The organism is Klebsiella sp. 54 (genome assembly GCF_018223875.1).
Taxonomy (GTDB): Bacteria; Pseudomonadota; Gammaproteobacteria; order Enterobacterales; family Enterobacteriaceae; genus Klebsiella; species Klebsiella quasipneumoniae.
The window spans coordinates 1,116,070-1,134,846 of record NZ_JAGRRA010000002.1; the positions used below are offsets into that span (position 1 = coordinate 1,116,070).

Sequence of the window (18,777 nt, forward strand, 5' to 3'; positions counted from 1 at the left end):
TCCTTAGGCAAGCAAGGAAAAATTAAGCCGTCAGCAAAATTTATAATTGCCCGCCCGTCATAACTAAAAACGATGACGAGGCGGCGAGCGGATCAGCGGAGGGAAAGGGACGGGCGCCGGGCGATAAAGGCGTGCAGGAGGGGGATATCGGCCGGGGCGAGATCGAGGGTTAAGGCGTCGGCAGGAAGGCACCAGCGCAGCTGGCTGTGATAGTGGGCCAGCGGCACGCCCTGAAAATCCGGCACCCACCAGGCGTGCAGATGGATCTGACGACCGGAGACTTCCCGCTGATGGCTGGCGATATAGCATGCCGGGTGGGCGATGATGCCCATTTCCTCCTGCAGTTCCCGGGTCAGCGCCTGCGGTTGGCTTTCACCTGGCTCCACTTTGCCGCCGGCGAACTCCCACATTCCCGGCTGGTCGGCGTGGGGCGGGCGCTGCGCCAGCAGAATTTTGCCATCCTGTTCAATAATGGCGGCGACAACTTCAATCATTTTTAGCATAAGCATCAACGTTAATAAGGCCAAACTGGCCTATTATCACCGCCATAGACCTTCACTGACAACCGCCAACTCTGCTGGAGATCCTCGTGCTTGATAGCCACCTGCATCCTCGCCTCAAACCCCTCCTTAACGCTGTCGCCGGCGCGCTTGACCGCCCGGGTATTTCACCAGACAGGCTGACGCTGCTCGGGTTTGCCATCGGCGTGCTGGCTCTGCCATTTCTGGCATTAGGGTGGTATGGCGCGGCGCTGGCGGCCATTCTTCTCAACCGCCTGCTGGACGGCCTGGACGGCGCCCTGGCGCGGCGGCGCGGGCTGAGCGACGCCGGCGGTTTTCTCGATATCTCACTGGATTTTCTCTTCTATGCCCTGGTGCCGTTCGGTTTTATCCTGGCGGATCCGCAGAATAACGCCCTGGCGGGCGGCTGGCTGCTGTTTGCCTTTATCGGCACCGGCAGCAGCTTTCTCGCCTTTGCCGCGCTGGCGGCAAAGCACCAGATCGCCAATCCCGGCTATGCCCATAAATCGCTGCACTACCTCGGGGGGCTGACGGAGGGGACGGAAACCATCCTGCTGTTTGTCCTCAGCTGCCTGCTTCCGGCACATTTTGCCTGGCTGGCGTGGCTGTTTGGCGCGCTATGCTGGCTGACGACGGCGACGCGTATCGCCAGCGGCTACGAGACCTTAAAGCGGGTGGCGTGAGCGGGAAAGCGCGCGTCGCCGGCTGGGGACGCGCGCTGGTGGGGTGTGTTACTGACTGCTTTCCGGGCCGCGCTCGCCGCGGGCGACCGGATTGTGCGGGTTGCTGCTCCATTCGTACCAGCCGCCGTCATAGACAGCGACGTGCGGCCAGCCCATGGCCCGGGCATACATGAAGGTTTCCGAGGCCCGCCAGCCGGTCCCGCAATAGAACGCCACCTGCTGGTTCGGCAGGATGTTCCACTGGCGCCACAGGGCAGCGATATCGTCGGCGCTGCGCATGGTGCCGTCCGGGTTATGGAAGTCTTCCATGTGCGTGGAGTCGCTTCCGGCATGGCCCCAGCGGGCGCCGGCGATATCGCCCTTCGGTTTGATATAGCTGTAGCCGCTGGTGGTGCCGATAAACTCCGGCCACGAGCGGACGCTGACCAGCGAGGCGTCCTGACGGTGGAGCAGGCCGCGGGCCTGCTCGGTATCCAGCATCAGCTGCGGCTGGCCGGGGATCGGCGCGCCAAAATCTGGCGCCGGCTGCGGCGTCGGCGGCATGCCGCGCTCCACCGGCAGACCGGCGTCGGACCAGGTCTGCCAGCCGCCGTCCAGCAGGCGCACGTCTTTGACGCCGGCGTACAGCATGATCTGCGCCACACGCGCCGCGGCGTAAACGTCGCGACCGTAGAGGATCACCGTGGTGTCATGGCGGATGCCGTGCTTCGCCAGCATCGCCTTCAGCTGCGCATCGGACACTTTATTCCACAGCGGTTCGCTCTCCACCTCATTGGTATCGATATAGCCCGCGCCCGGGATATGGCTCAGCAGATAGAGCTTCGGCGCCCCCCAGGCGGCCTCAACTACTTTCCAGTCGCCGGCCGGGGCGGCGGCCACGCTTTTCCCTTGCTGCAGGTCGTGCAGCCATTGCGGATAAACCAGCTGTTCAAAGTGCGGCAGCTTTTGCAGACGGTCTCCCTGGCTCAGGGCGTCGCTCAGGGTGTTGAGCCGGGTGAAGCCCGCTTGTTTCAGTCGCGCCGCGACGCTGGCGTTATCCTCAGGACTGCCGTACAGCGCAAGGGGGGTATCGGCCTGGAGCTGGTGCTGCTTAGCCCAGCCGCGGAGCTGCTCGTCGCTCATGGCGCCGAGCCAGCGGGCGGAAAGATTCAGCGCCTGCGGCTCATGCCCTTCCGGGCCGTTGGCGCGCTGCGGCCAGCCGTTGTAATAAGCGCTCAGGCGGGTGTCGATGGCCACGCCGTGCTGCTGTTGCAGGTGGGAAAGAGTGAGCGCTGGCATGGTTTCAGCGGCGAAGGTGGTGGAAGCAGCAAGCCCCATGAACAGGGCGAGTGCGGTCAATTGAGAAACACGTTTCATCGAAATGCCCGACGGTAAAAAGTGGAGGGCGTATTCTCCGCTTGCCAGGCGTTGATTTCTTTGCGGTAACGCAGGTTTGCACGCTATTGCTCTTCATTGCCAGCGCTCCATCGTCAGGCAGCGCCCCGTCGGCGGACAGTCCTCGCGATCGTGGGTCACCAGGATCGCCGGAATGGCCTGGCGGGCCAGTTCCTCAAATACCCAGCGGCGGAACGCGGCGCGCAGGGCGGCATCCAGGCGGCTGAAGGGTTCATCCAACAGCAGCGCCTCGGGGCGCGCCAGCAGGGCGCGCAGCAGACTCACCCGCGCCCGCTGTCCGCCGGAGAGCGTGGCCGGGTCGCGCGCGGCGAAGCCATGCAGCCCGGCGCGACTGAGCGCCTGCTCCACCGCGGCTTTTCGCGCCTCGCCGCGCACGCTTTCCGGTAGCGCCAGCTGTAAATTTTGCCCGACGCTGAAATGGTCGAACAGCAACGGGTCCTGAAACAGGATGCCGATGCGCCGGCGCTCCGTGGGCAGCGTATCGCACCGCCGCCCGTTGAGCCACAGCTCGCCCTCGGCGCGGAAGTCGCCGGCCAGGGCGCCAATCATCCACGCAAACAGCGTCGATTTTCCGCTGCCGGAAGGGCCCATCAGCGTCAGCACTTCACCCGGGGCCACCGAAAAGTCGACCTCCCGCAGCAGCGGCTGACGGTTCACGCTCAGGGTCAGATGGTTTACGGTTAGCACTAGCGAAGTCCTCGTCGATAGCGGCCTGCCAGCCAGGCCAGCAGGGCCGTCAGGATAAAGCATACCGCCGGCAGCAGTAATTGCCACAGCGCCTGGGCGGCAAGCGTCTGCGCCTCGCCGCCGCTGCTGAGCGCCACCGCCTGGCTGGTGAGCGTCGGGATACGGCCTGCCCCCAGCCATAGCGTTGGCAGATACTGCGCGATGCTCACCGAGAAGCCCACCGCCAGGGCGGTCAGCAGTGGGCGGGTCAGCGAGGGCAGAGTCAACAGCCAGAAAATACGCGTGGGTCCCCAGCCGAGCGTGCGGGCGATCACCGTCATCCGCGGATCGTGCTGGCGCCAGGCCGGGCGCAAAATAAATAGCATCCACGGCACCACCCACAGCAGATGGCCCCACAGGACGGTCCACCATTCGCCGTCTAGCCAGGCGTACAGCGCCAGCCGGTACTGGCCATCGGCCAGCGGCAGGGCCGGCAGCACCAGCGGCAGCCAGACCCAGCCATCTCCCCGCTTCGGGCCGCAGGCCAGCCACAGCAGGCAGACGGCCGCGCCGAGGGCGCAAGCCATCAGCGCGAGGCCAAGGCTGTTGCCCAGGGCATCCATCTGCGGCGGCGCCGAGCGCGCCAGCCCCGCCAGCAATAGCGCGCACAGCAGGCCGCTCAGCGGCAGGGCACTCGCCAGCAGGCGGCCGGGCAGGGCGTGGGGATGGGGATGCCGAATGCCGCGCAGATCGGGCAGACGCCGACGCTGTAGCCGCCATCCGCCCCAGGCGACCAGCGCCAGCCCGCCGAGGATCGCCAGCAGCAGCAGGCTGGCCAGCGCCCCTTTCGCCTGCTGCATGTCATCGCCCTGGCTTAACCACTGCCACGCCAGAACGGCGAGGGTGGGTGGATTGCCGGGCCCCAGCACCAGGGCGACGTCTACCGTCGACAGGCTCCAGGCCGCGGCGGCCAGCAGCACCATGCCGAGGGCAGGCAGCAGCGCAGGCAGCACCAGCCAGCGCAGGCACTGCCAGCGGCCGTAACCGAGGCTCTTTAGCGCTGTCGCCTGGTCGGCGAGGCGCGCCTCGCCCAGCAGGCCGTAGATCACCCATAGCACAAAGGCGCTCTCTTTAAGGGCCATCGTCAGGCCAAGCCCGATGCCGTACCGGTCGACCGGCGGCGTCAAAAACGGCAGTCGCTGCCAGATCCAGCCGCCTTCGGCGAACAGCAGCAGCGCCGCCGTCGCCAGGGCAAGATGGGGCACCGCCAGCAGCAAAGGCAGGCGGGAAGCCAGCCGCCGCCAGCGGGCCGAAGGCCAGAAAGCGGCGACGATGGTCAGGGCGATCAGTAGCGCACCGCCGACGGACAGCAGCGTGGAAACAAGGGTGGCGGCCAGCGCCTGGCCCAGCTGCGGGTCGGCGAACAGCGCCCGCCAGTGGACCGGGGAGAGCGCCGGCCACATCAGCCCTGCAGCGGCGGGGAATAAGGGCAGATAGATGGCCGCCATCGTCCCCCAGGCCAGCAGGATCAGTGGGTACCGTAGCGGCGCAGCCATTCCTGCTCCAGCGCGTCAACCCACGCCGCATGTGGCTCGGCAAGCACCGGCGGCAGATCCTGCGGCAGGGTGGCCGCCAGCGCCTGACGCTGTTTGTCAGGCAGACGCTGCGGGTCCAGTACGCTTGGATCGCCCCAGACGGCGGCATCCGCCTTGCGCAATTGCGCCTCAGGGGAAAGCAGGAAATTGGCGACCACTTTGGCCGCGGCGACGGCGCGTGCGTTGGCCGGGATGGTAACGAAATGGACGTTGCCGAGGGTCCCTCCGGTAAAGCCGAAGCTGTAGCTGTCCGCCGGTAACTCCCCGCTGACGGCCTTCTGGCGGGCATGGAGCGGGTTAAACGTCAGCGACAGGCGGAGGGTGCCCTGGTTGAACATGGCGTCCATCCGCGCCGGCGACGCCGGGAAATCCTTACCCGCCCGCCACAGCGTCGGGTGCAGCGCATCGAGATAGCGCCACAGCGGGGCGGTGACCGCCGAGAAGGTCGCCGTCTCCGGCGGCTGGCGCAGGGCGGCAGGCTGGTCGGTGAGGGCGATCAGCAGCTGCTCCAGCAGGGCGGTACCCGTAAAGTCCGGCGGCCGCGGGTAGGTTACGCTGCCGGGATGGGCTCTGGCGAAGGCCAGCAGCGCCTGCGGGCTGGTGGGTGGCTGCGGCGTTTGCCCGCGGCGGGCGATAAACGTCAGCTGGGCGCTGCCCCACGGCGACTCCGCGCCCTCGGTGGCGACAGAAAAATCTTCCTGAACCGGTTTTTGCAGATCGACATAGCGCCAGTTGGGCAGCGATTCTGCCCAGCCGGTGAGCAGCAGGTTGGCCTGTTTTAGGGTGTGAAAGTTCTCGCCGTTGATCCACAGGAGATCCACCGACCCGCCGCGGCGACGGCCGGCCTGCGCCTCAGTCTGGATGCGTTTCACCGCGTCGGCGGCATCGGCGATAGGGACAATACGCAGGTCGATCGCGTAGTGGCGTTTGACCTCCTCGCTGACCCACGCCAGATAGCGGTTCACGGCCGGGTCTCCACCCCAGGCGTTAAACCAGACGGTCTGGCCGCGGGCTTCCGTCTGGGTCTGCCGCCAGCTGTCGTCGGCTTGAACCACCAGCGGCCAGAGCAGCAGCAGGCACAGACAGAGGCTGAAATCACGCAAACGGCGCATCGTTACTCCTTATGGTGCGGGGAAGAACCAGGTATCTTGCACAGCCCCTGGGCAGGGATCGCCATCGCGGCATTGAACCGCGCCGATAAATTTTGCAGGCCAATCAGGGCGGTCAGCTCGGTGAGCGCCCGGGCGTCAAAATGCGCGGCCATCGCGCTACGCAGGGCATCATCCACCTCCGGCGGCGTCTGGGTGGCGGCTTCGGCATAGGCCAGCGCCAGACGCTCTTTTTCGCTGAACAGCTTACTGCTGCGCCAGTCGGCGACCGTCAGCAGCTTGTCCTGGCTCCCGCTCCGCGCCGCGAGGGTCATGCTGGTGATATCGATGCAGAATTCGCAGTGGCACAGCTGGGCGATACGGGCGCTGACCAGCGAGCGCAGCACCGGATCCAACGGCGAGCGGCGGCGTTCAATATAGCCCACGAACAGCGAAACCAGGTAAAACAGCCACGGGATCCGTCCCCACCAGCGAATGGGGCTCAGCACCTGGCCGTAATGCCGGCGGTGCAGCCAGGCCTGCGGACGAAGGATCAGGGGGACAGTATCCAGCGGGGGTAAGCTCATGGCGACGATCTCTTATGACGTTCACGGTAAATATTTTTGGCGATGGAGATGACCACCGCCAGGGCCAAAAGCAGCGAAAGGCCGGTGGCCAGCCAGAAGGCGCCTCCGGTCAGCAGGCTCCCGGCCCAGGAATAGACGATGGTCGCCGGCAGCTGGCCCACGCCGGTGGCCAGCATAAAGGGCCAGAAGCGCAGCGAGGTCAGTCCGGCGGCATAGCTGACCGGATCAAAAGGGACAAACGGCAGCAGGCGGCAGACCAGGATAGTCTGCGCGCCATAGCGGGCGAAATAGCCGTCGACGCTGCGCAGCACCGTGCGGCCGGTGAGCTTCTCCACCATCTCGCGCCCCAGCGCTCTGGCGATGCAAAAGCAGAGCCCGGCCCCGACCATGGCGCTGAACCACGACAGCATGCCTCCCCAGAAGGCGCCGAACAGCGCGGCGTTCGCCAGGGTGATCAGGAAGGCCGGCAGCGGGGCGACGATCGCCTGGAGGATCATTAGCGCAAAAGAGACCAGCGCCGCCTGCGTCCCCCAGGCGGCGATAAAGTCTTTGACATACTGGGGATCCAGCGACGCTAACGCCGTCAGGCTGTGTTGCAGAAAGGCTCGCCCGTCGGGGAACCACAGCCAGGCGGTCAGCCCGGCGACAGCCACCACGGCAAGGGCCAGCCTGGCGCGGCGCAGGTGACGGCGATCAGGTCGGGTCATGGCGCACCTCCTCGCCGGGCGTTGCCACACGGCGGGCGCGGGCAAACCGTTTGCCCATCTGCACCAGGGCAAACAGCAGCCCGCCGGCGAGGCTCAACTTGAGCGCGAAAGCGAGGGTCGCTCCTTCGCGAGCCAGTTCGCTGGCCATCACCGAATAGATGACCAGGCCCGGCAGAGTGGTCACGGCGGAGATCACGGTAAAAGGCCAGAAGGGGATCGCCGTCAGGCCGTAGGCGTAATTCTGAATGTTGTAGGGAAAGAGTGGCACCAGGCGGGTGAGGATCAGGAAATCGCTGCCGCTGCGGGCGATACCGCGCTCAATGGCCTGGAAGACGGCGGTATGGCCCACATAGCGCTGCAGCAGATCGCGCCCCAGCCAGCGGGCGATCAAAAACGACAACGAAGAGGCGACGGTGGCGGCGGCAAACGAGAGCAGAGAGCCGGTCAGCGGGCCGAAAAGCACCCCGCCGGCGATCACCAGCAGGCTGCCGGGGATCAGGCACAGGGTGGCAATGATAAATAGCGCAACATAGACCAGATAGCCCCAGGCGCCATGATGGCGGAGGGTCTCCTGCAACAGATGCAGGTGAGTCAGCAGATCGTGGAGACCAACGCGGTGGCTGATAACGGCCAGCGTGGTCGCCAGCGCGAGAAGTACCAGCCCTTTACCAATGGCCGGATGATGGCTTCTTTTTCATGAAGGGGTCTCCTGTACAGCCTGGACGCGATGGACGTCGAAAAGTGCGCGCGACAGTATCCTGTTCCGACGACGGTCACAATGGTTTACCGTCGCTTTGTTGATTTTGCTCAGGAAATTCTGCCCCCCGCGCGGCGGGAGGCGAGAGAAGGACGTGACTTACGGCCGGAAGGTGGCCCACACCGGCGCGTGGTCGGATGGTTTTTCCATCCCGCGGATCTCATAATCGATCCCGGTCTCCACGCAGCGCTGGGCCAGAGGCTGACTGGCCAGCAGCAGGTCGATGCGCAGCCCACGGTTATCGTCAAAGCCTTTGGAGCGGTAATCAAACCACGAGAAGTGCTCATGATTGTCAGGGTTAGCCTGACGCCAGGTATCTACCAGGCCCCAGCCCAGCAGGCGATCCATCCATTCCCGTTCTTCCGGCAGGAAGGAACATTTGCCGGTGCGCAGCCAGCGTTTGCGGTTCTCTTCACCGATACCGATGTCGAGATCGGTAGGGCTGATGTTCATATCGCCCATGATCAGTACCGGATTCTCTTTGTTGAGCTCGCTCTCCAGGTAGTTCTGCAGATTCTGATAGAACGCCGCTTTGGCCGGGAATTTGGTCTCATGATCGCGGCTTTCACCCTGCGGGAAATAACCGTTAATCACCGTGACGTTACCGAAGGGCGACGGGATCTCCGCCATGATGATGCGGCGCTGAGCCTCTTCGCCATCGTTAGGGAAACCGCGGCGGACGGCAATCGGCGTCTCTTTGGTCAGCAGCGCGACGCCATAATGGCCTTTCTGGCCGTGATAAAAGACGTTATAGCCGAGTCTGGCGACCTCTTCGAGAGGGAACATGTCGTCGTGAACTTTGGTTTCCTGCAGGCCAATCACGTCCGGCTGGTGTTTTTCGACGATGGCGGCCAGTTGGTGTGGGCGGGCGCGCAGGCCGTTGATATTAAAAGAGACGAATTTCATAGTCGCTGCCACTGTGCAAGGTGAATAGTGCAGGGATGGTAGCAGAAATTCGCCAGGCTGGCTGCCATCCGATGCGTCATTCTGCCAATCGCTGCGCATGATCGTGCCGTGGGTGCCCCTTTTGCGGGCACGCCGCGCCAAAAAAGGGCAAATATCTACGATAAATTTCGCAGAAGATCACAATTACAGAATTATATCTTACCGTTGCATAACTTATCTTCTTTAATCACTGTTCATCCCCCTTTATCGGATAGTTATTCACTAAATATGCATTTTATATGAATAGCGTTAGGTTGTAACTCGTTGATATTGCGTTATCTCATCCGGTTTATGCATTTTTATCGCTGGCTGGCACGAACCGTGCAATCTACATTTACAGCGTAATAACTCATATTTATTAACATTATTGCTACTTTTAATTTACCGGAAGAGGTCGATATGTCTCAGTCAATTACGCGTAACCACTTTGATGAATGGATGATGCCGGTCTACGCGCCAGCGGCGTTTATTCCGGTGCGGGGCGCCGGGTCGCGGCTGTGGGATCAGCAGGGCAAAGAGTATATCGATTTTGCCGGCGGTATCGCCGTGAACGCGCTGGGGCATGCGCATCCGCGTCTGGTGCAGGCCCTCACCGAGCAGGCGGGCAAGTTCTGGCATACCGGCAACGGCTATACTAATGAGCCGATCCTGCGGCTGGCCAAAATGCTTATTGATGCCACTTTCGCCGATCGGGTCTTCTTCTGTAACTCCGGGGCCGAGGCTAATGAGGCGGCGCTCAAGCTGGCGCGTAAATATGCCCACGATCGCTTTGGCAGCGAGAAAAGCGGCATCGTCGCCTTTCAGAACGCTTTCCACGGGCGGACGCTGTTCACCGTTTCGGCGGGCGGTCAGCCGGCCTACTCCCGGGATTTTGCTCCGCTGCCGCCGCAGATCCAGCATGCGGTGTTTAACGATCTCGAGTCGGCAAAGGCCTTAATCAATGACCAAACCTGCGCGGTGATCGTCGAGCCGGTGCAGGGTGAAGGGGGCGTGGTGCCGGCCAGCGTCGAGTTTTTACGCGGCCTGCGTCAGCTTTGCGACCAGCACAACGCCCTGCTGATTTTCGATGAAGTGCAGACTGGGGTCGGGCGCACCGGCGAGCTGTACGCCTATATGCACTACGGCGTGACGCCCGATGTGCTGACTACCGCCAAAGCGCTGGGCGGCGGCTTCCCCATCGGCGCGCTGCTGGCCACAGAGGCCTGCGCCAGCGTGATGACCGTCGGCACCCACGGCACCACCTACGGCGGCAACCCGCTGGCGGGGGCGGTGGCCGGCGAGCTGCTGTCGATCGTCAACACCCCGGAAGTGCTCTCCGGCGTCAGACAGCGCCATCAGTGGTTTTGCGAACGTCTGCAGGCGATCAACGTCCGCTATGGCCTGTTCAAGGAGATCCGCGGCCTGGGGCTGTTGCTCGGCTGCGTGCTGAACGACGCCTGGGCCGGGAAGGCGAAAGCCCTCAGCAACCTGGCGGCGGAAGAGGGGGTGATGATCTTGATCGCCGGCGCCAACGTGGTGCGTTTCGCTCCGGCGCTGAACGTCAGTGAAGAAGAGGTGAACAGCGGTCTGGATCGCGTCGAGCGGGCCTGCGCGCGTTTCCTGGCGGGAGTCTCATCATGATGGTTATTCGACCGGTGGAGTCGGGCGATCTGCCCGGGCTGCTGAAGCTGGCAGCGGAGACCGGCGGCGGGCTGACCTCGCTGCCGGTGGATGAAGCGACCCTCGCGGCGCGGATCGCCCGCTCGCAGCAAACCTGGCGCGGCGAGCTGCCGAAAAGCGAGCAGGGCTATGTCTTTGTGCTGGAGGAGAGCGAGAGCGGCACGGTGGTGGGCATCTGCGCGCTAGAGGTGGCGGTGGGCCTCAACGATCCCTGGTACAACTACCGGGTCGGCACTCAGGTCCATGCCTCGAAGGAGCTTAACGTCTACCAGGCGCTGCCGACGCTGTTTCTCAGTAACGACCACACCGGCAGCAGTGAGCTGTGCACCCTGTTCCTCGACCCGCAGTGGCGCAAAGAGGGCAATGGCTATCTGCTGTCGAAATCGCGCTTCTTATTTATGGCCGCTTTTCGCGAGCGCTTCAATGAGAAGGTGGTCGCCGAGATGCGCGGGGTGATTGACGAGCACGGCTATTCCCCGTTCTGGGAGAGCCTGGGCAAACGCTTTTTCGCCATGGAGTTTTCCCGCGCCGACTACCTGTGCGGCACCGGACAAAAGGCTTTCATTGCCGCCCTGATGCCCAAGCATCCGCTGTATATCGATTTCCTCACCCCCGAGGCGCAGGCGGTGATCGGCAAGGTCCATCCGCAGACCGCCCCGGCCCGGACGGTGCTGGAGAAAGAGGGATTCCGCTACCTGAACTACATCGATATTTTCGACGGAGGCCCGACCCTGGAGTGCGATATCGACCGGGTGCGGGCGATCCGCAAAAGCCGTCTGGTGACCACCGAGGCCGGCGAAACGCCACCCGGCGACTGGCCGTTGTGCCTGGTGGCGAACGAACAGTATCACCAGTTCCGCGCCCTGCTGGTGCATGCCGACCCGGATGGCGACACCCTGACCCTCAGCGCCCGCGAGCTGGATATGCTGAAGTGTCATGCTGGCGACCAGGTGCGCATGGTGCGCTTGATCCCTGAGGAGAAAACCGCATGAGTCTGTGGATTAACGGTGAATGGCGGCCCGGCGATGGGCCGCGCTTCAGCAAACAGGATCCGGTCAACCTGAAGATTGTCTGGCAGGGCGAGGCGGCGGATGCCGGGCAGGTTGCCGAGGCGGTCGCGGCTGCCCGCCAGGCGTTCCCGGCCTGGGCGCGGCTGCCGTTTGCCGACCGCCAGGCCATCGTCGAAAAGTTTGCCAGCCTGCTGGAGGCCAGCAAGGCGGAGCTGACGGCGATTATCGGCACCGAGACCGGAAAGCCGCGCTGGGAGGCGGCCGGGGAAGTGACGGCGATGATCAACAAGGTGGCGATCTCGGTGAAGGCGTATCACACCCGCACTGGTGAACAGCACAGCGATCTGCCCGATGGCGCCGCGACGCTGCGTCACCGGCCGCATGGCGTGCTGGCGGTCTTTGGTCCCTATAACTTTCCCGGCCATCTGCCGAACGGGCATATCGTGCCGGCGTTGCTGGCGGGCAATACCGTGGTCTTTAAACCCAGCGAATTAACCCCGCACAGCGGCGAAGCGGTGGTGAAGCTGTGGGAGCAAGCTGGCCTGCCCGCCGGCGTGCTCAACCTGCTGCAGGGCGGTCGGGAAACCGGCGAGGCGCTCAGCGGCCAGGCGGACATCGACGGGCTGTTGTTTACCGGCAGCTCGACCACCGGTTTTCATCTGCATCGCCAGCTGGCCGGGCAGCCGCAAAAGATCCTCGCGCTGGAGATGGGCGGCAATAATCCGCTGATCGTTGACGACCCACGGGACGTCGATGCCGCGGTGCATCTGACCATCCAGTCCGCCTTTATTACCGCCGGCCAGCGCTGCACCTGCGCCCGACGTCTGCTGGTCCGGCGCGGAGAGGCGGGGGATGCCTTCCTCTCCAGGCTGGTGACGGTCAGCCAACGGCTGATCCCCGCGGCGTGGGACGCTGAGCCGCAGCCGTTTCTCGGCGGGCTTATCTCTGAACAGGCCGCGCAGAAAGTGCATCAGGCCTGGCTGCAGCGGGTCGCTGCTGGCGCGGTCACCCTGCTGGAGCCGCGGTTATTGCAGGCCGGGACGTCGCTGCTGACGCCGGGGATTGTCAACATGAGCGACATGGCCCAGGTCGAGGATGAAGAGGTGTTCGGCCCGCTGCTTGGGGTCTGGCGCTACGATACTTTCGAAGAGGCGATTGCCCTGGCCAACGCCACCCGCTTCGGCCTCTCCTGCGGGTTAATCTCCCCGGAACGAGAGAAGTTCGATCGGCTGCTGCTTGAGGCGCGGGCCGGGATAGTCAACTGGAACAAACCCCTGACCGGGGCGGCGAGTACCGCGCCGTTCGGCGGCACCGGAGCCTCAGGCAATCATCGCCCCGGGGCCTGGTATGCCGCAGATTATTGCGCCTGGCCGATGGCCAGTCTCGAATCGCCGACCCTGACGCTGCCCGCCAGTCTCAATCCGGGGCTCGACTTCCGGGCCGGGGAGGCGTTATGACCGCCCGCGAAGTCAACTTTGATGGTCTGCCCGGACTGACCCATCACTACGCAGGGCTCTCCTTTGGCAATGAGGCCTCCACCCGGCACCGCTATCGGGTGTCGAACCCGCAGCTGGCGGCGAAGCAGGGGCTGAAAAAAATGAAAGCCCTTGCCGACGCCGGCTATCCGCAGGCGGTGATCCCCCCTCAGGAACGACCCAACGTGTCGCTCCTGCGTCAGCTGGGCTTTAGCGGCAGCGATGAGCAGGTGGTGGCCCGTGCGGCCCAGCAGGATCCGGATCTGCTGTCGGCGGTGAGTTCGGCCTCGGCGATGTGGGTGGCGAACGCCGCGACGGTTTGTCCCTCCGCCGATTCGCTGGATGGCCTGGTGCACCTGACGGTGGCGAATCTGCAGGATAAATTCCACCGCGCCAGTGAAGCCCCCACCACCGGGGCGCTGCTGCAGGCGATATTCCCGGACCGCACGCGATTTGCCATCCACCCGGCGCTGCCTGCCTCTGCCTGGTTTGGCGACGAAGGGGCGGCGAACCATAACCGTCTCGGCGGCGAATATGGCGCCCCCGGCGTCCAGCTATTTGTCTATGGCCGCCGTCGGGGAAGCGAGGAGGCGCCACGTCGCTATCCGGCGCGGCAAACCCTTGAGGCAAGCCAGGCGGTGGCGCGCCTCAATCAGGTCAATCCCCGCCAGCTGATCTTCGCCCGCCAGCATCCGGAGGCGATCGACAAGGGGGTTTTTCATAACGACGTCATCGCGGTGAGCAACCGTCAGGTCCTGTTCTGCCATGAGCAGGCCTTTGCCGACCAGGACGCGGTTTTGCAGCAGCTTGCGCAGCAGGTGCCGGGCTTTACCCCGTTGGTGGTTCCCGCCAGCCGGGTCACGGTGGAAGAGGCGGTTGCTACCTATCTGTTCAACAGTCAGCTGTTGAGCCGGGCGGACGGCAGCATGGCGCTGATCCTGCCCCAGGAAGCCCAGGCGCATCCGGGCGTGTGGAACTATCTTAATGAGCTGCTGGCCGCAGATAACCCCATCGCCGCGCTGCAGGTGTTTGATCTGCGCGAGAGTATGGCCAACGGCGGCGGTCCGGCGTGCCTGCGCCTGCGGGTGGTGTTGACGTCCGAGGAGTATCAGGCGGTCAATCCGCACGTCCTGATGAACGATACGCTGTTTGCCACCCTCAATGACTGGGTGGATCGCTACTATCGCGACCGCCTCACCCAGGCCGACCTCGCCGACCCACAGCTGCTGCGGGAAGGGCGCGATGCGCTGGATCGGTTGACCCAGATCCTGCAGCTCGGTTCGGTTTATCCATTTCAGCAATAAGGGGACGCGGTGGAACACTTTCTGGCATTAACCCTGGCGGGGCGATTGCCCCATCACTTTCACGGCGAGACGGCCCATTTCCGCTGGCACTGGCTCGGCGAGGGGATCCTCGAGCTGACGCCGCATGCGCGCTGCGAGCGCGGGCTGGTGCTTTCCTGCGCCATCCATGGCAACGAAACGGCGCCGGTGGAGATTGTCGACCGGCTGGTGCAGCGGCTGGTCCGGGAGGCTCTCCCCCTGCGCTGGCGGCTGCTGGTGATCGTCGGTAACCCGCCGGCGCTGCGGGCGAATAAACGCTATCTGCACAGCGATATGAACCGGATGTTTGGCGAGCGCTGGCGGCAGTTCCCGGCCAGCGAGGAGACGCAGCGGGCGCAGCGGCTGGAGCAGGCGGTGGCCCGTTTCTATCGCGACCATGATGGTCCGCGCTGGCACCTCGATCTGCATACCGCGATCCGCGGGTCGCTGCATCCGCGCTTCGGCGTGCTCCCGGCCCGCGATACGCCCTGGGAGGAGGATTTTCTTCACTGGTTGGGCGGCGCCGGGCTGGAGGCGCTGGTATTTCATCGCCAGCCGGGCGGGACCTTCACCCATTTCAGCTGCGAACGGTTCGCGGCGCTGGCCTGCACTCTTGAACTGGGTAAAGCGCTGCCGTTGGGGGAAAACGATCTAACGCAGTTTGCCGCCGCCGAGGGGGCTATCTCCCGGTTGCTGGTGGGGGATCTGGCCATTGCCGACGCCCCGGCGCCGCTGCGCTACCGGGTGGTGCAGCAGATCACCCGCCATAGCGATGATTTCCGCTTGCATATGGCGGAACAGACGCTGAACTTCACCCCCTTCGCCCCAGGCACGCTGCTGGCGGAGGAGGGGGAGACGCGGTATGTGGTGGGGGCAGAGCCGGAGTATGTTCTGTTTCCCAATCCGGCGGTGGCCAGGGGGCTGCGCGCTGGCCTGATGCTGGAAAAATTATCCTGAGGGCAAGCCGTCCGCCGGGCGGCCTGCTTTATTTCGCGCGTCGTTGTTCATCTTCTTATTTTTTCGTGCGCCAGTGTAAATTTGCAGATTATTCCTGGTAAAATGCTTTGTTTTTAATCGTCGCTCCTTTATACTCTCCATAATTCCTGTGCAAAACAGCAAGTTATTTATTTTTTATTGCAATTCTTCGTTCAAATTCCTTATTTCCTCCATAATTGGTGAGAAACTGTTTTTTACACTTTCATTGTTTTACTCTTGCTCTGACTAATTGACGATAAACGTCGTAAAGTTAATCTCGTCAACACGGCAACGCGCCGTAAGAATAACGTAAAGTAAGGATTGAATGATGAAGAAACTCACTGCACTGTTTGTTGCCTCTACTCTGGCTCTGGGCGCGGCTAACCTGGCACACGCCGCCGATACCACCACCGCGCCGAGCGACAGCAAGCCGATGATGATGCATCATAAAGGCGGCCCGGGTCAGCATGACATGATGTTTAAAGGCCTGAACCTGACCGATGCGCAGAAGCAGCAGATCCGCGAGATCATGAAGAGCCAGCGCGAAAACATGAAGCGTCCGTCCCTTGACGAACGCCGCGCGATGCACGAGCTGATCGCCAGCGATACCTTTGATAAGGCGAAAGCGGAAGCGCAGATCGATAAGATGGAAGCGCAGCATAAAGCGATGGCGCTGTCCCGCCTGGAAACGCAGAACAAGATCTACAACATTCTGACCCCGGAGCAGAAAAAACAGTTCAATGCCAATTTTGAGAAGCATCTGACAGAACGCAACGCGCCGGCAGGTAAAATGCCTGCACCCGCTGAATAATGTAGCGCACTGAATCAAGACCGCCGGTCTTGCCCAATAATGCCATCAGGCGTTGGGCAGGGCCGGCGGTTTTTTGTTTCTGGTCTTTCAGCCAAGCGGATGCAACGGGTAGTTGCCGCTGAGCAGAGGCTTACAGAGGATTTTGTAACCATCCTGGTCGAATCCGGCGGGCAGGCGGGTCAGCGCAGCGGCCTCATTGAGCGAGTCGACGGCTCCCAGCCACAGCCAGTTATGAATGACATGATACTGCGTCATATCCGGGCCGCGCTCCTCCAGCGCCACCGGTCCTGCCCACGGCCAGCACACCAGCTGCAGCTTGCTCATCTGCGCCAGCAGACGCTGACGGTGCGCCTCCACGCTCTCCTTTCCACAGCAGGCGCCGGCGCAGCGGCCCAGTGCGGATCGAAAGCAGGCGCGGCCGCGGCTGAGCGGCTCCAGACCGAGCAGGCCGTAACAGAGGCGCTGTTCGTCAGCAAGGCTCTGCAGCATCTGCAGCGCCGCCCGCCGGTTGGCGAACAGACCATAGAGATGCTGCTGGTGCGAGAAATCAACCTCGCGGGCATAGACAATCTGCGGCCGGTCGTCCGCAAGCAGCCAGGCGCAGAGTTGCTTGTTACGCCGTAGCCGCTTGTTAAACAGCGGCTGCTGCTCTTTAATCAACCGCGCCTCCAGCAGCAGCGCTCCCAGCTCGCCAGCGGTGCGCTGCCAGGTGATACGCCGGGACTGACGCAGCATCGCCGCCTCTTCAGGGGTGCGCAGGTGGGAGAGCACCCGGCTGCGGAGGTTGACGCTCTTGCCGATATAGAGCGGCATCGTGTCGCTATCGCCGTGAAACTGATAGACGCCCGGCAGCTTCGGCAGTGTCTCCAGCCACGGGCGAAGGTGTTCGGGATATTCATAGATCGCCGCCGCCTCAAACTCCAGACGCGGGGCAGATTGCTTTCTGGCCACAATAACTCCTGATACTGTCTATCTATCCAGTATAGCAGGCGGTTTTTGCGGCGAAAAGCGCAAAAAACAACCCCGGCGCGGGCCGGGGCGGGGGAGGGACTATTTTTTCCAGAAATCGTCAAAGACGGTGATCGGTGGCCGACGCTTGTGTTCGGTTTTCAGATACCAGCCTTCGATCGTTTTGGCGATGCTGGGGTCCAGCGTTTTGCCTTCCAGATAGTCGTCGATATTCTCATAGGTCACCCCCAGCGCCACTTCATCCGGCAGGGAGGGGCGATCGTCTTCCAGATCGGCTGTCGGTAACTTCTTATACAGATGTTCCGGGCAGCCGAGATGGGCCAGCAGCTGTTTGCCCTGACGTTTGTTCAGCCGGAAGATCGGGTTGATGTCGGTGCCGCCGTCGCCATATTTGGTGAAGAAGCCGGTAATCGCCTCCGCTGCATGGTCGGTGCCGACTACCACCCCTTGGGTCATCCCGGCGATGCTGTACTGGGCTTTCATGCGCTCACGGGCTTTTTCGTTGCCGCGAACGAAGTCGCTCAGTTCGATCCCCGCTTCGCGCAGCGCCTGTTCGCTTGCCAGTACCGAGGCTTTGATATTCACCGTCAACACCCGGTCAGGCTGAATAAAGGCGATGGCATCCTGGCAGTCCTGCTCATCCGCCTGCACGCCGTAGGGTAAACGGACGGCGATAAACTGCAGGCTGCTGTCGCCCGTTTCGGCGCGCAGTTCATTGATCGCCATCTGGCACAGTTTCCCCGTCAGGGTCGAGTCCTGGCCGCCGCTGATACCCAGCACCAGTGATTTAATAAAAGGGTAAGTCTGCAGATAGGATTTCAGGAAATCGACGCTGCGACGGATCTCGTCTGCGGCATCGATCTGCGGCTTCGCGCCCAGCGCCTGAATAATCTCTTGTTGTAGCGTCATCGCGCCCTCCGAAAGTGAATCTGTTTGGCAACCTGTTGGCTTAAAGCTACCTCTTTGCCGCTGAAACGACAAGGACCGGGGTTTTGACTGCCGGAAAAGAAGGCAATCAATGACATAGGATTTCATTATAGATGCCACCGCGCAGGAGAAAGCGCCGGTCGGCGGCGGAGCGTCAATCCTGTTTACGTAATAACACACTCAGACATGATTTCGCTGTTCGGCTTGAAAAATAACACTATTTATTCCAGGCTTATCGTTACACAGTGGAAGAGAGGAACCAAAATGAAGAAAAGCTTAGCAGGAATACTGGGCGTCACCGTCGCGTTAACCTTACTCGCGGGCTGTACCGCTTACGATCGTACCAAAGACCAGTTTACCCAGCCGGTGGTGAAAGATGTGAAGAAAGGGATGTCGCGTCAGCAGGTGATGCAGATCGCTGGCAAACCTTCAACGGAAGTGACGATGGTCCATGCCCGCGGCACCTGCCAGACCTATATCCTCGGTCAACGAGATGGTAAAGTGGAGACCTACTTTGTGGCCCTCGACGAAACGGGGCACGTGATGAACTCCGGCTACCAGACCTGCGCCGAGTATGATACGGATCCGCGCAACGCTAAGTAAGCGCCTTACTGTTGACTGAGTTGTACGTAAGCCCGACCACTGGTCGGGCTTTTTTGTGAGTCCTGATGCTTATTTAATTGCG

At 62.7% G+C, this 18,777-nt stretch carries 20 protein-coding genes; 9 read left to right on the plus strand and 11 right to left on the minus strand.

Annotation, left to right across the window (positions count from 1 at the left end; all coding sequences use genetic code 11):
* Window positions 1-92: 92 nt before the first annotated feature.
* Entirely contained in the window at window positions 93-503 is a 411-nt protein-coding gene (locus tag KHQ24_RS07045) for a pyrimidine (deoxy)nucleoside triphosphate diphosphatase (RefSeq protein ID WP_025999077.1), read from the minus strand.
* 86 nt (window positions 504-589) lie between these two features.
* On the opposite strand from KHQ24_RS07045, the gene KHQ24_RS07050 reads away from it, so the two are divergent.
* Window positions 590-1,204, plus strand: a complete 615-nt coding sequence (locus KHQ24_RS07050) for a CDP-alcohol phosphatidyltransferase family protein (RefSeq protein WP_043521277.1) — start codon at window positions 590-592, stop codon at window positions 1,202-1,204.
* 48 nt (window positions 1,205-1,252) lie between these two features.
* Here the strand turns inward: KHQ24_RS07050 and KHQ24_RS07055 are convergent, their stop codons facing one another.
* The 7 genes from KHQ24_RS07055 to KHQ24_RS07085 form a co-directional block, all read right to left on the minus strand.
* Complete coding sequence (locus tag KHQ24_RS07055) at window positions 1,253-2,560, minus strand: sulfurtransferase (RefSeq protein ID WP_004203802.1); 1,308 nt, start codon at window positions 2,558-2,560, stop codon at window positions 1,253-1,255.
* Window positions 2,561-2,653: 93 nt separating this feature from the next.
* Window positions 2,654-3,286 (minus strand): ATP-binding cassette domain-containing protein, encoded by a 633-nt coding sequence (locus KHQ24_RS07060; protein WP_004203804.1) that lies wholly within the window; start codon window positions 3,284-3,286, stop codon window positions 2,654-2,656.
* The gene (locus tag KHQ24_RS07065; protein WP_065904699.1) at window positions 3,286-4,821 is read right to left on the minus strand and encodes an ABC transporter permease subunit; all 1,536 of its coding nucleotides are present in this window, start codon (window positions 4,819-4,821) and stop codon (window positions 3,286-3,288) included. Before KHQ24_RS07065 ends, KHQ24_RS07060 begins: the two co-directional genes overlap by 1 nt.
* Complete coding sequence (locus KHQ24_RS07070) at window positions 4,794-5,972, minus strand: ABC transporter substrate-binding protein (protein ID WP_087832792.1); 1,179 nt, start codon at window positions 5,970-5,972, stop codon at window positions 4,794-4,796. The genes KHQ24_RS07065 and KHQ24_RS07070 overlap by 28 nt, the downstream gene beginning before the upstream one ends.
* Window positions 5,973-5,974: 2 nt before the next feature.
* Window positions 5,975-6,535 (minus strand): carboxymuconolactone decarboxylase family protein, encoded by a 561-nt coding sequence (locus KHQ24_RS07075; protein WP_117130110.1) that lies wholly within the window; start codon window positions 6,533-6,535, stop codon window positions 5,975-5,977.
* On the minus strand, window positions 6,532-7,242 hold the full coding sequence (locus tag KHQ24_RS07080) for a TVP38/TMEM64 family protein (protein WP_065802431.1): 711 nt from the start codon (window positions 7,240-7,242) through the stop codon (window positions 6,532-6,534). Before KHQ24_RS07080 ends, KHQ24_RS07075 begins: the two co-directional genes overlap by 4 nt.
* The gene (locus tag KHQ24_RS07085; protein WP_226680448.1) at window positions 7,229-7,867 is read right to left on the minus strand and encodes a TVP38/TMEM64 family protein; all 639 of its coding nucleotides are present in this window, start codon (window positions 7,865-7,867) and stop codon (window positions 7,229-7,231) included. Before KHQ24_RS07085 ends, KHQ24_RS07080 begins: the two co-directional genes overlap by 14 nt.
* Between KHQ24_RS07085 and KHQ24_RS24400 the strand changes: the two genes are divergently transcribed.
* Entirely contained in the window at window positions 7,799-7,942 is a 144-nt protein-coding gene (locus KHQ24_RS24400) for a hypothetical protein (protein ID WP_224222643.1), read from the plus strand. The two genes, KHQ24_RS07085 and KHQ24_RS24400, sit on opposite strands and share 69 nt — an antisense overlap.
* A gap of 156 nt (window positions 7,943-8,098) precedes the next feature.
* Here KHQ24_RS24400 and xthA read toward each other — a convergent pair whose 3' ends face one another.
* Window positions 8,099-8,905, minus strand: coding sequence for an exodeoxyribonuclease III (xthA, locus tag KHQ24_RS07090; RefSeq protein ID WP_004203811.1), 807 nt, complete (start codon window positions 8,903-8,905; stop codon window positions 8,099-8,101).
* A 438-nt stretch (window positions 8,906-9,343) separates the two neighbouring features.
* Here xthA and KHQ24_RS07095 point away from each other — a divergent pair, with 438 nt between their 5' ends.
* From KHQ24_RS07095 to spy, 6 genes are all read left to right on the plus strand, one after another.
* Entirely contained in the window at window positions 9,344-10,564 is a 1,221-nt protein-coding gene (locus tag KHQ24_RS07095; protein ID WP_064183083.1) for an aspartate aminotransferase family protein, read from the plus strand.
* On the plus strand, window positions 10,561-11,595 hold the full coding sequence (gene astA / locus KHQ24_RS07100; RefSeq protein ID WP_211777191.1) for an arginine N-succinyltransferase: 1,035 nt from the start codon (window positions 10,561-10,563) through the stop codon (window positions 11,593-11,595). Before KHQ24_RS07095 ends, astA begins: the two co-directional genes overlap by 4 nt.
* Window positions 11,592-13,070, plus strand: coding sequence for a succinylglutamate-semialdehyde dehydrogenase (astD, locus tag KHQ24_RS07105; protein ID WP_211777192.1), 1,479 nt, complete (start codon window positions 11,592-11,594; stop codon window positions 13,068-13,070). The genes astA and astD overlap by 4 nt, the downstream gene beginning before the upstream one ends.
* Window positions 13,067-14,392: an N-succinylarginine dihydrolase gene (astB, locus tag KHQ24_RS07110; protein ID WP_049116283.1), complete on the plus strand. Its 1,326-nt coding sequence runs from the start codon at window positions 13,067-13,069 to the stop codon at window positions 14,390-14,392. Before astD ends, astB begins: the two co-directional genes overlap by 4 nt.
* Before the next feature lie 9 nt (window positions 14,393-14,401).
* Window positions 14,402-15,367: a succinylglutamate desuccinylase gene (gene astE / locus KHQ24_RS07115; RefSeq protein ID WP_004203816.1), complete on the plus strand. Its 966-nt coding sequence runs from the start codon at window positions 14,402-14,404 to the stop codon at window positions 15,365-15,367.
* A 343-nt stretch (window positions 15,368-15,710) separates the two neighbouring features.
* Complete coding sequence (gene spy, locus KHQ24_RS07120) at window positions 15,711-16,196, plus strand: ATP-independent periplasmic protein-refolding chaperone Spy (RefSeq protein WP_075205488.1); 486 nt, start codon at window positions 15,711-15,713, stop codon at window positions 16,194-16,196.
* Window positions 16,197-16,283: 87 nt separating this feature from the next.
* Here the strand turns inward: spy and cho are convergent, their stop codons facing one another.
* Window positions 16,284-17,147: an excinuclease Cho gene (gene cho / locus KHQ24_RS07125; RefSeq protein WP_017898663.1), complete on the minus strand. Its 864-nt coding sequence runs from the start codon at window positions 17,145-17,147 to the stop codon at window positions 16,284-16,286.
* A 99-nt stretch (window positions 17,148-17,246) separates the two neighbouring features.
* Window positions 17,247-18,074, minus strand: coding sequence for an ammonia-dependent NAD(+) synthetase (gene nadE, locus KHQ24_RS07130; protein ID WP_004203821.1), 828 nt, complete (start codon window positions 18,072-18,074; stop codon window positions 17,247-17,249).
* A gap of 282 nt (window positions 18,075-18,356) precedes the next feature.
* On the opposite strand from nadE, the gene osmE reads away from it, so the two are divergent.
* Window positions 18,357-18,695, plus strand: a complete 339-nt coding sequence (gene osmE, locus KHQ24_RS07135) for an osmotically-inducible lipoprotein OsmE (RefSeq protein ID WP_049116281.1) — start codon at window positions 18,357-18,359, stop codon at window positions 18,693-18,695.
* Window positions 18,696-18,777: the final 82 nt, after the last annotated feature.

Coding starts and splice junctions, on each gene's coding strand:
- nadE (WP_004203821.1), bottom strand. CDS start 18,074: ATGACGCTACAACAAGAGATTATTCAGGCGCTGGGCGCGAAGCCGCAG.
- KHQ24_RS07075 (WP_117130110.1), bottom strand. CDS start 6,535: ATGAGCTTACCCCCGCTGGATACTGTCCCCCTGATCCTTCGTCCGCAG.
- spy (WP_075205488.1), top strand. CDS start 15,711: ATGATGAAGAAACTCACTGCACTGTTTGTTGCCTCTACTCTGGCTCTG.
- KHQ24_RS07095 (WP_064183083.1), top strand. CDS start 9,344: ATGTCTCAGTCAATTACGCGTAACCACTTTGATGAATGGATGATGCCG.
- astB (WP_049116283.1), top strand. CDS start 13,067: ATGACCGCCCGCGAAGTCAACTTTGATGGTCTGCCCGGACTGACCCAT.
- KHQ24_RS07070 (WP_087832792.1), bottom strand. CDS start 5,972: ATGCGCCGTTTGCGTGATTTCAGCCTCTGTCTGTGCCTGCTGCTGCTC.
- KHQ24_RS07055 (WP_004203802.1), bottom strand. CDS start 2,560: ATGAAACGTGTTTCTCAATTGACCGCACTCGCCCTGTTCATGGGGCTT.
- astA (WP_211777191.1), top strand. CDS start 10,561: ATGATGGTTATTCGACCGGTGGAGTCGGGCGATCTGCCCGGGCTGCTG.
- osmE (WP_049116281.1), top strand. CDS start 18,357: ATGAAGAAAAGCTTAGCAGGAATACTGGGCGTCACCGTCGCGTTAACC.
- KHQ24_RS24400 (WP_224222643.1), top strand. CDS start 7,799: ATGGCGGAGGGTCTCCTGCAACAGATGCAGGTGAGTCAGCAGATCGTG.
- xthA (WP_004203811.1), bottom strand. CDS start 8,905: ATGAAATTCGTCTCTTTTAATATCAACGGCCTGCGCGCCCGCCCACAC.
- astD (WP_211777192.1), top strand. CDS start 11,592: ATGAGTCTGTGGATTAACGGTGAATGGCGGCCCGGCGATGGGCCGCGC.
- KHQ24_RS07080 (WP_065802431.1), bottom strand. CDS start 7,242: ATGACCCGACCTGATCGCCGTCACCTGCGCCGCGCCAGGCTGGCCCTT.
- KHQ24_RS07065 (WP_065904699.1), bottom strand. CDS start 4,821: ATGGCTGCGCCGCTACGGTACCCACTGATCCTGCTGGCCTGGGGGACG.
- KHQ24_RS07045 (WP_025999077.1), bottom strand. CDS start 503: ATGCTAAAAATGATTGAAGTTGTCGCCGCCATTATTGAACAGGATGGC.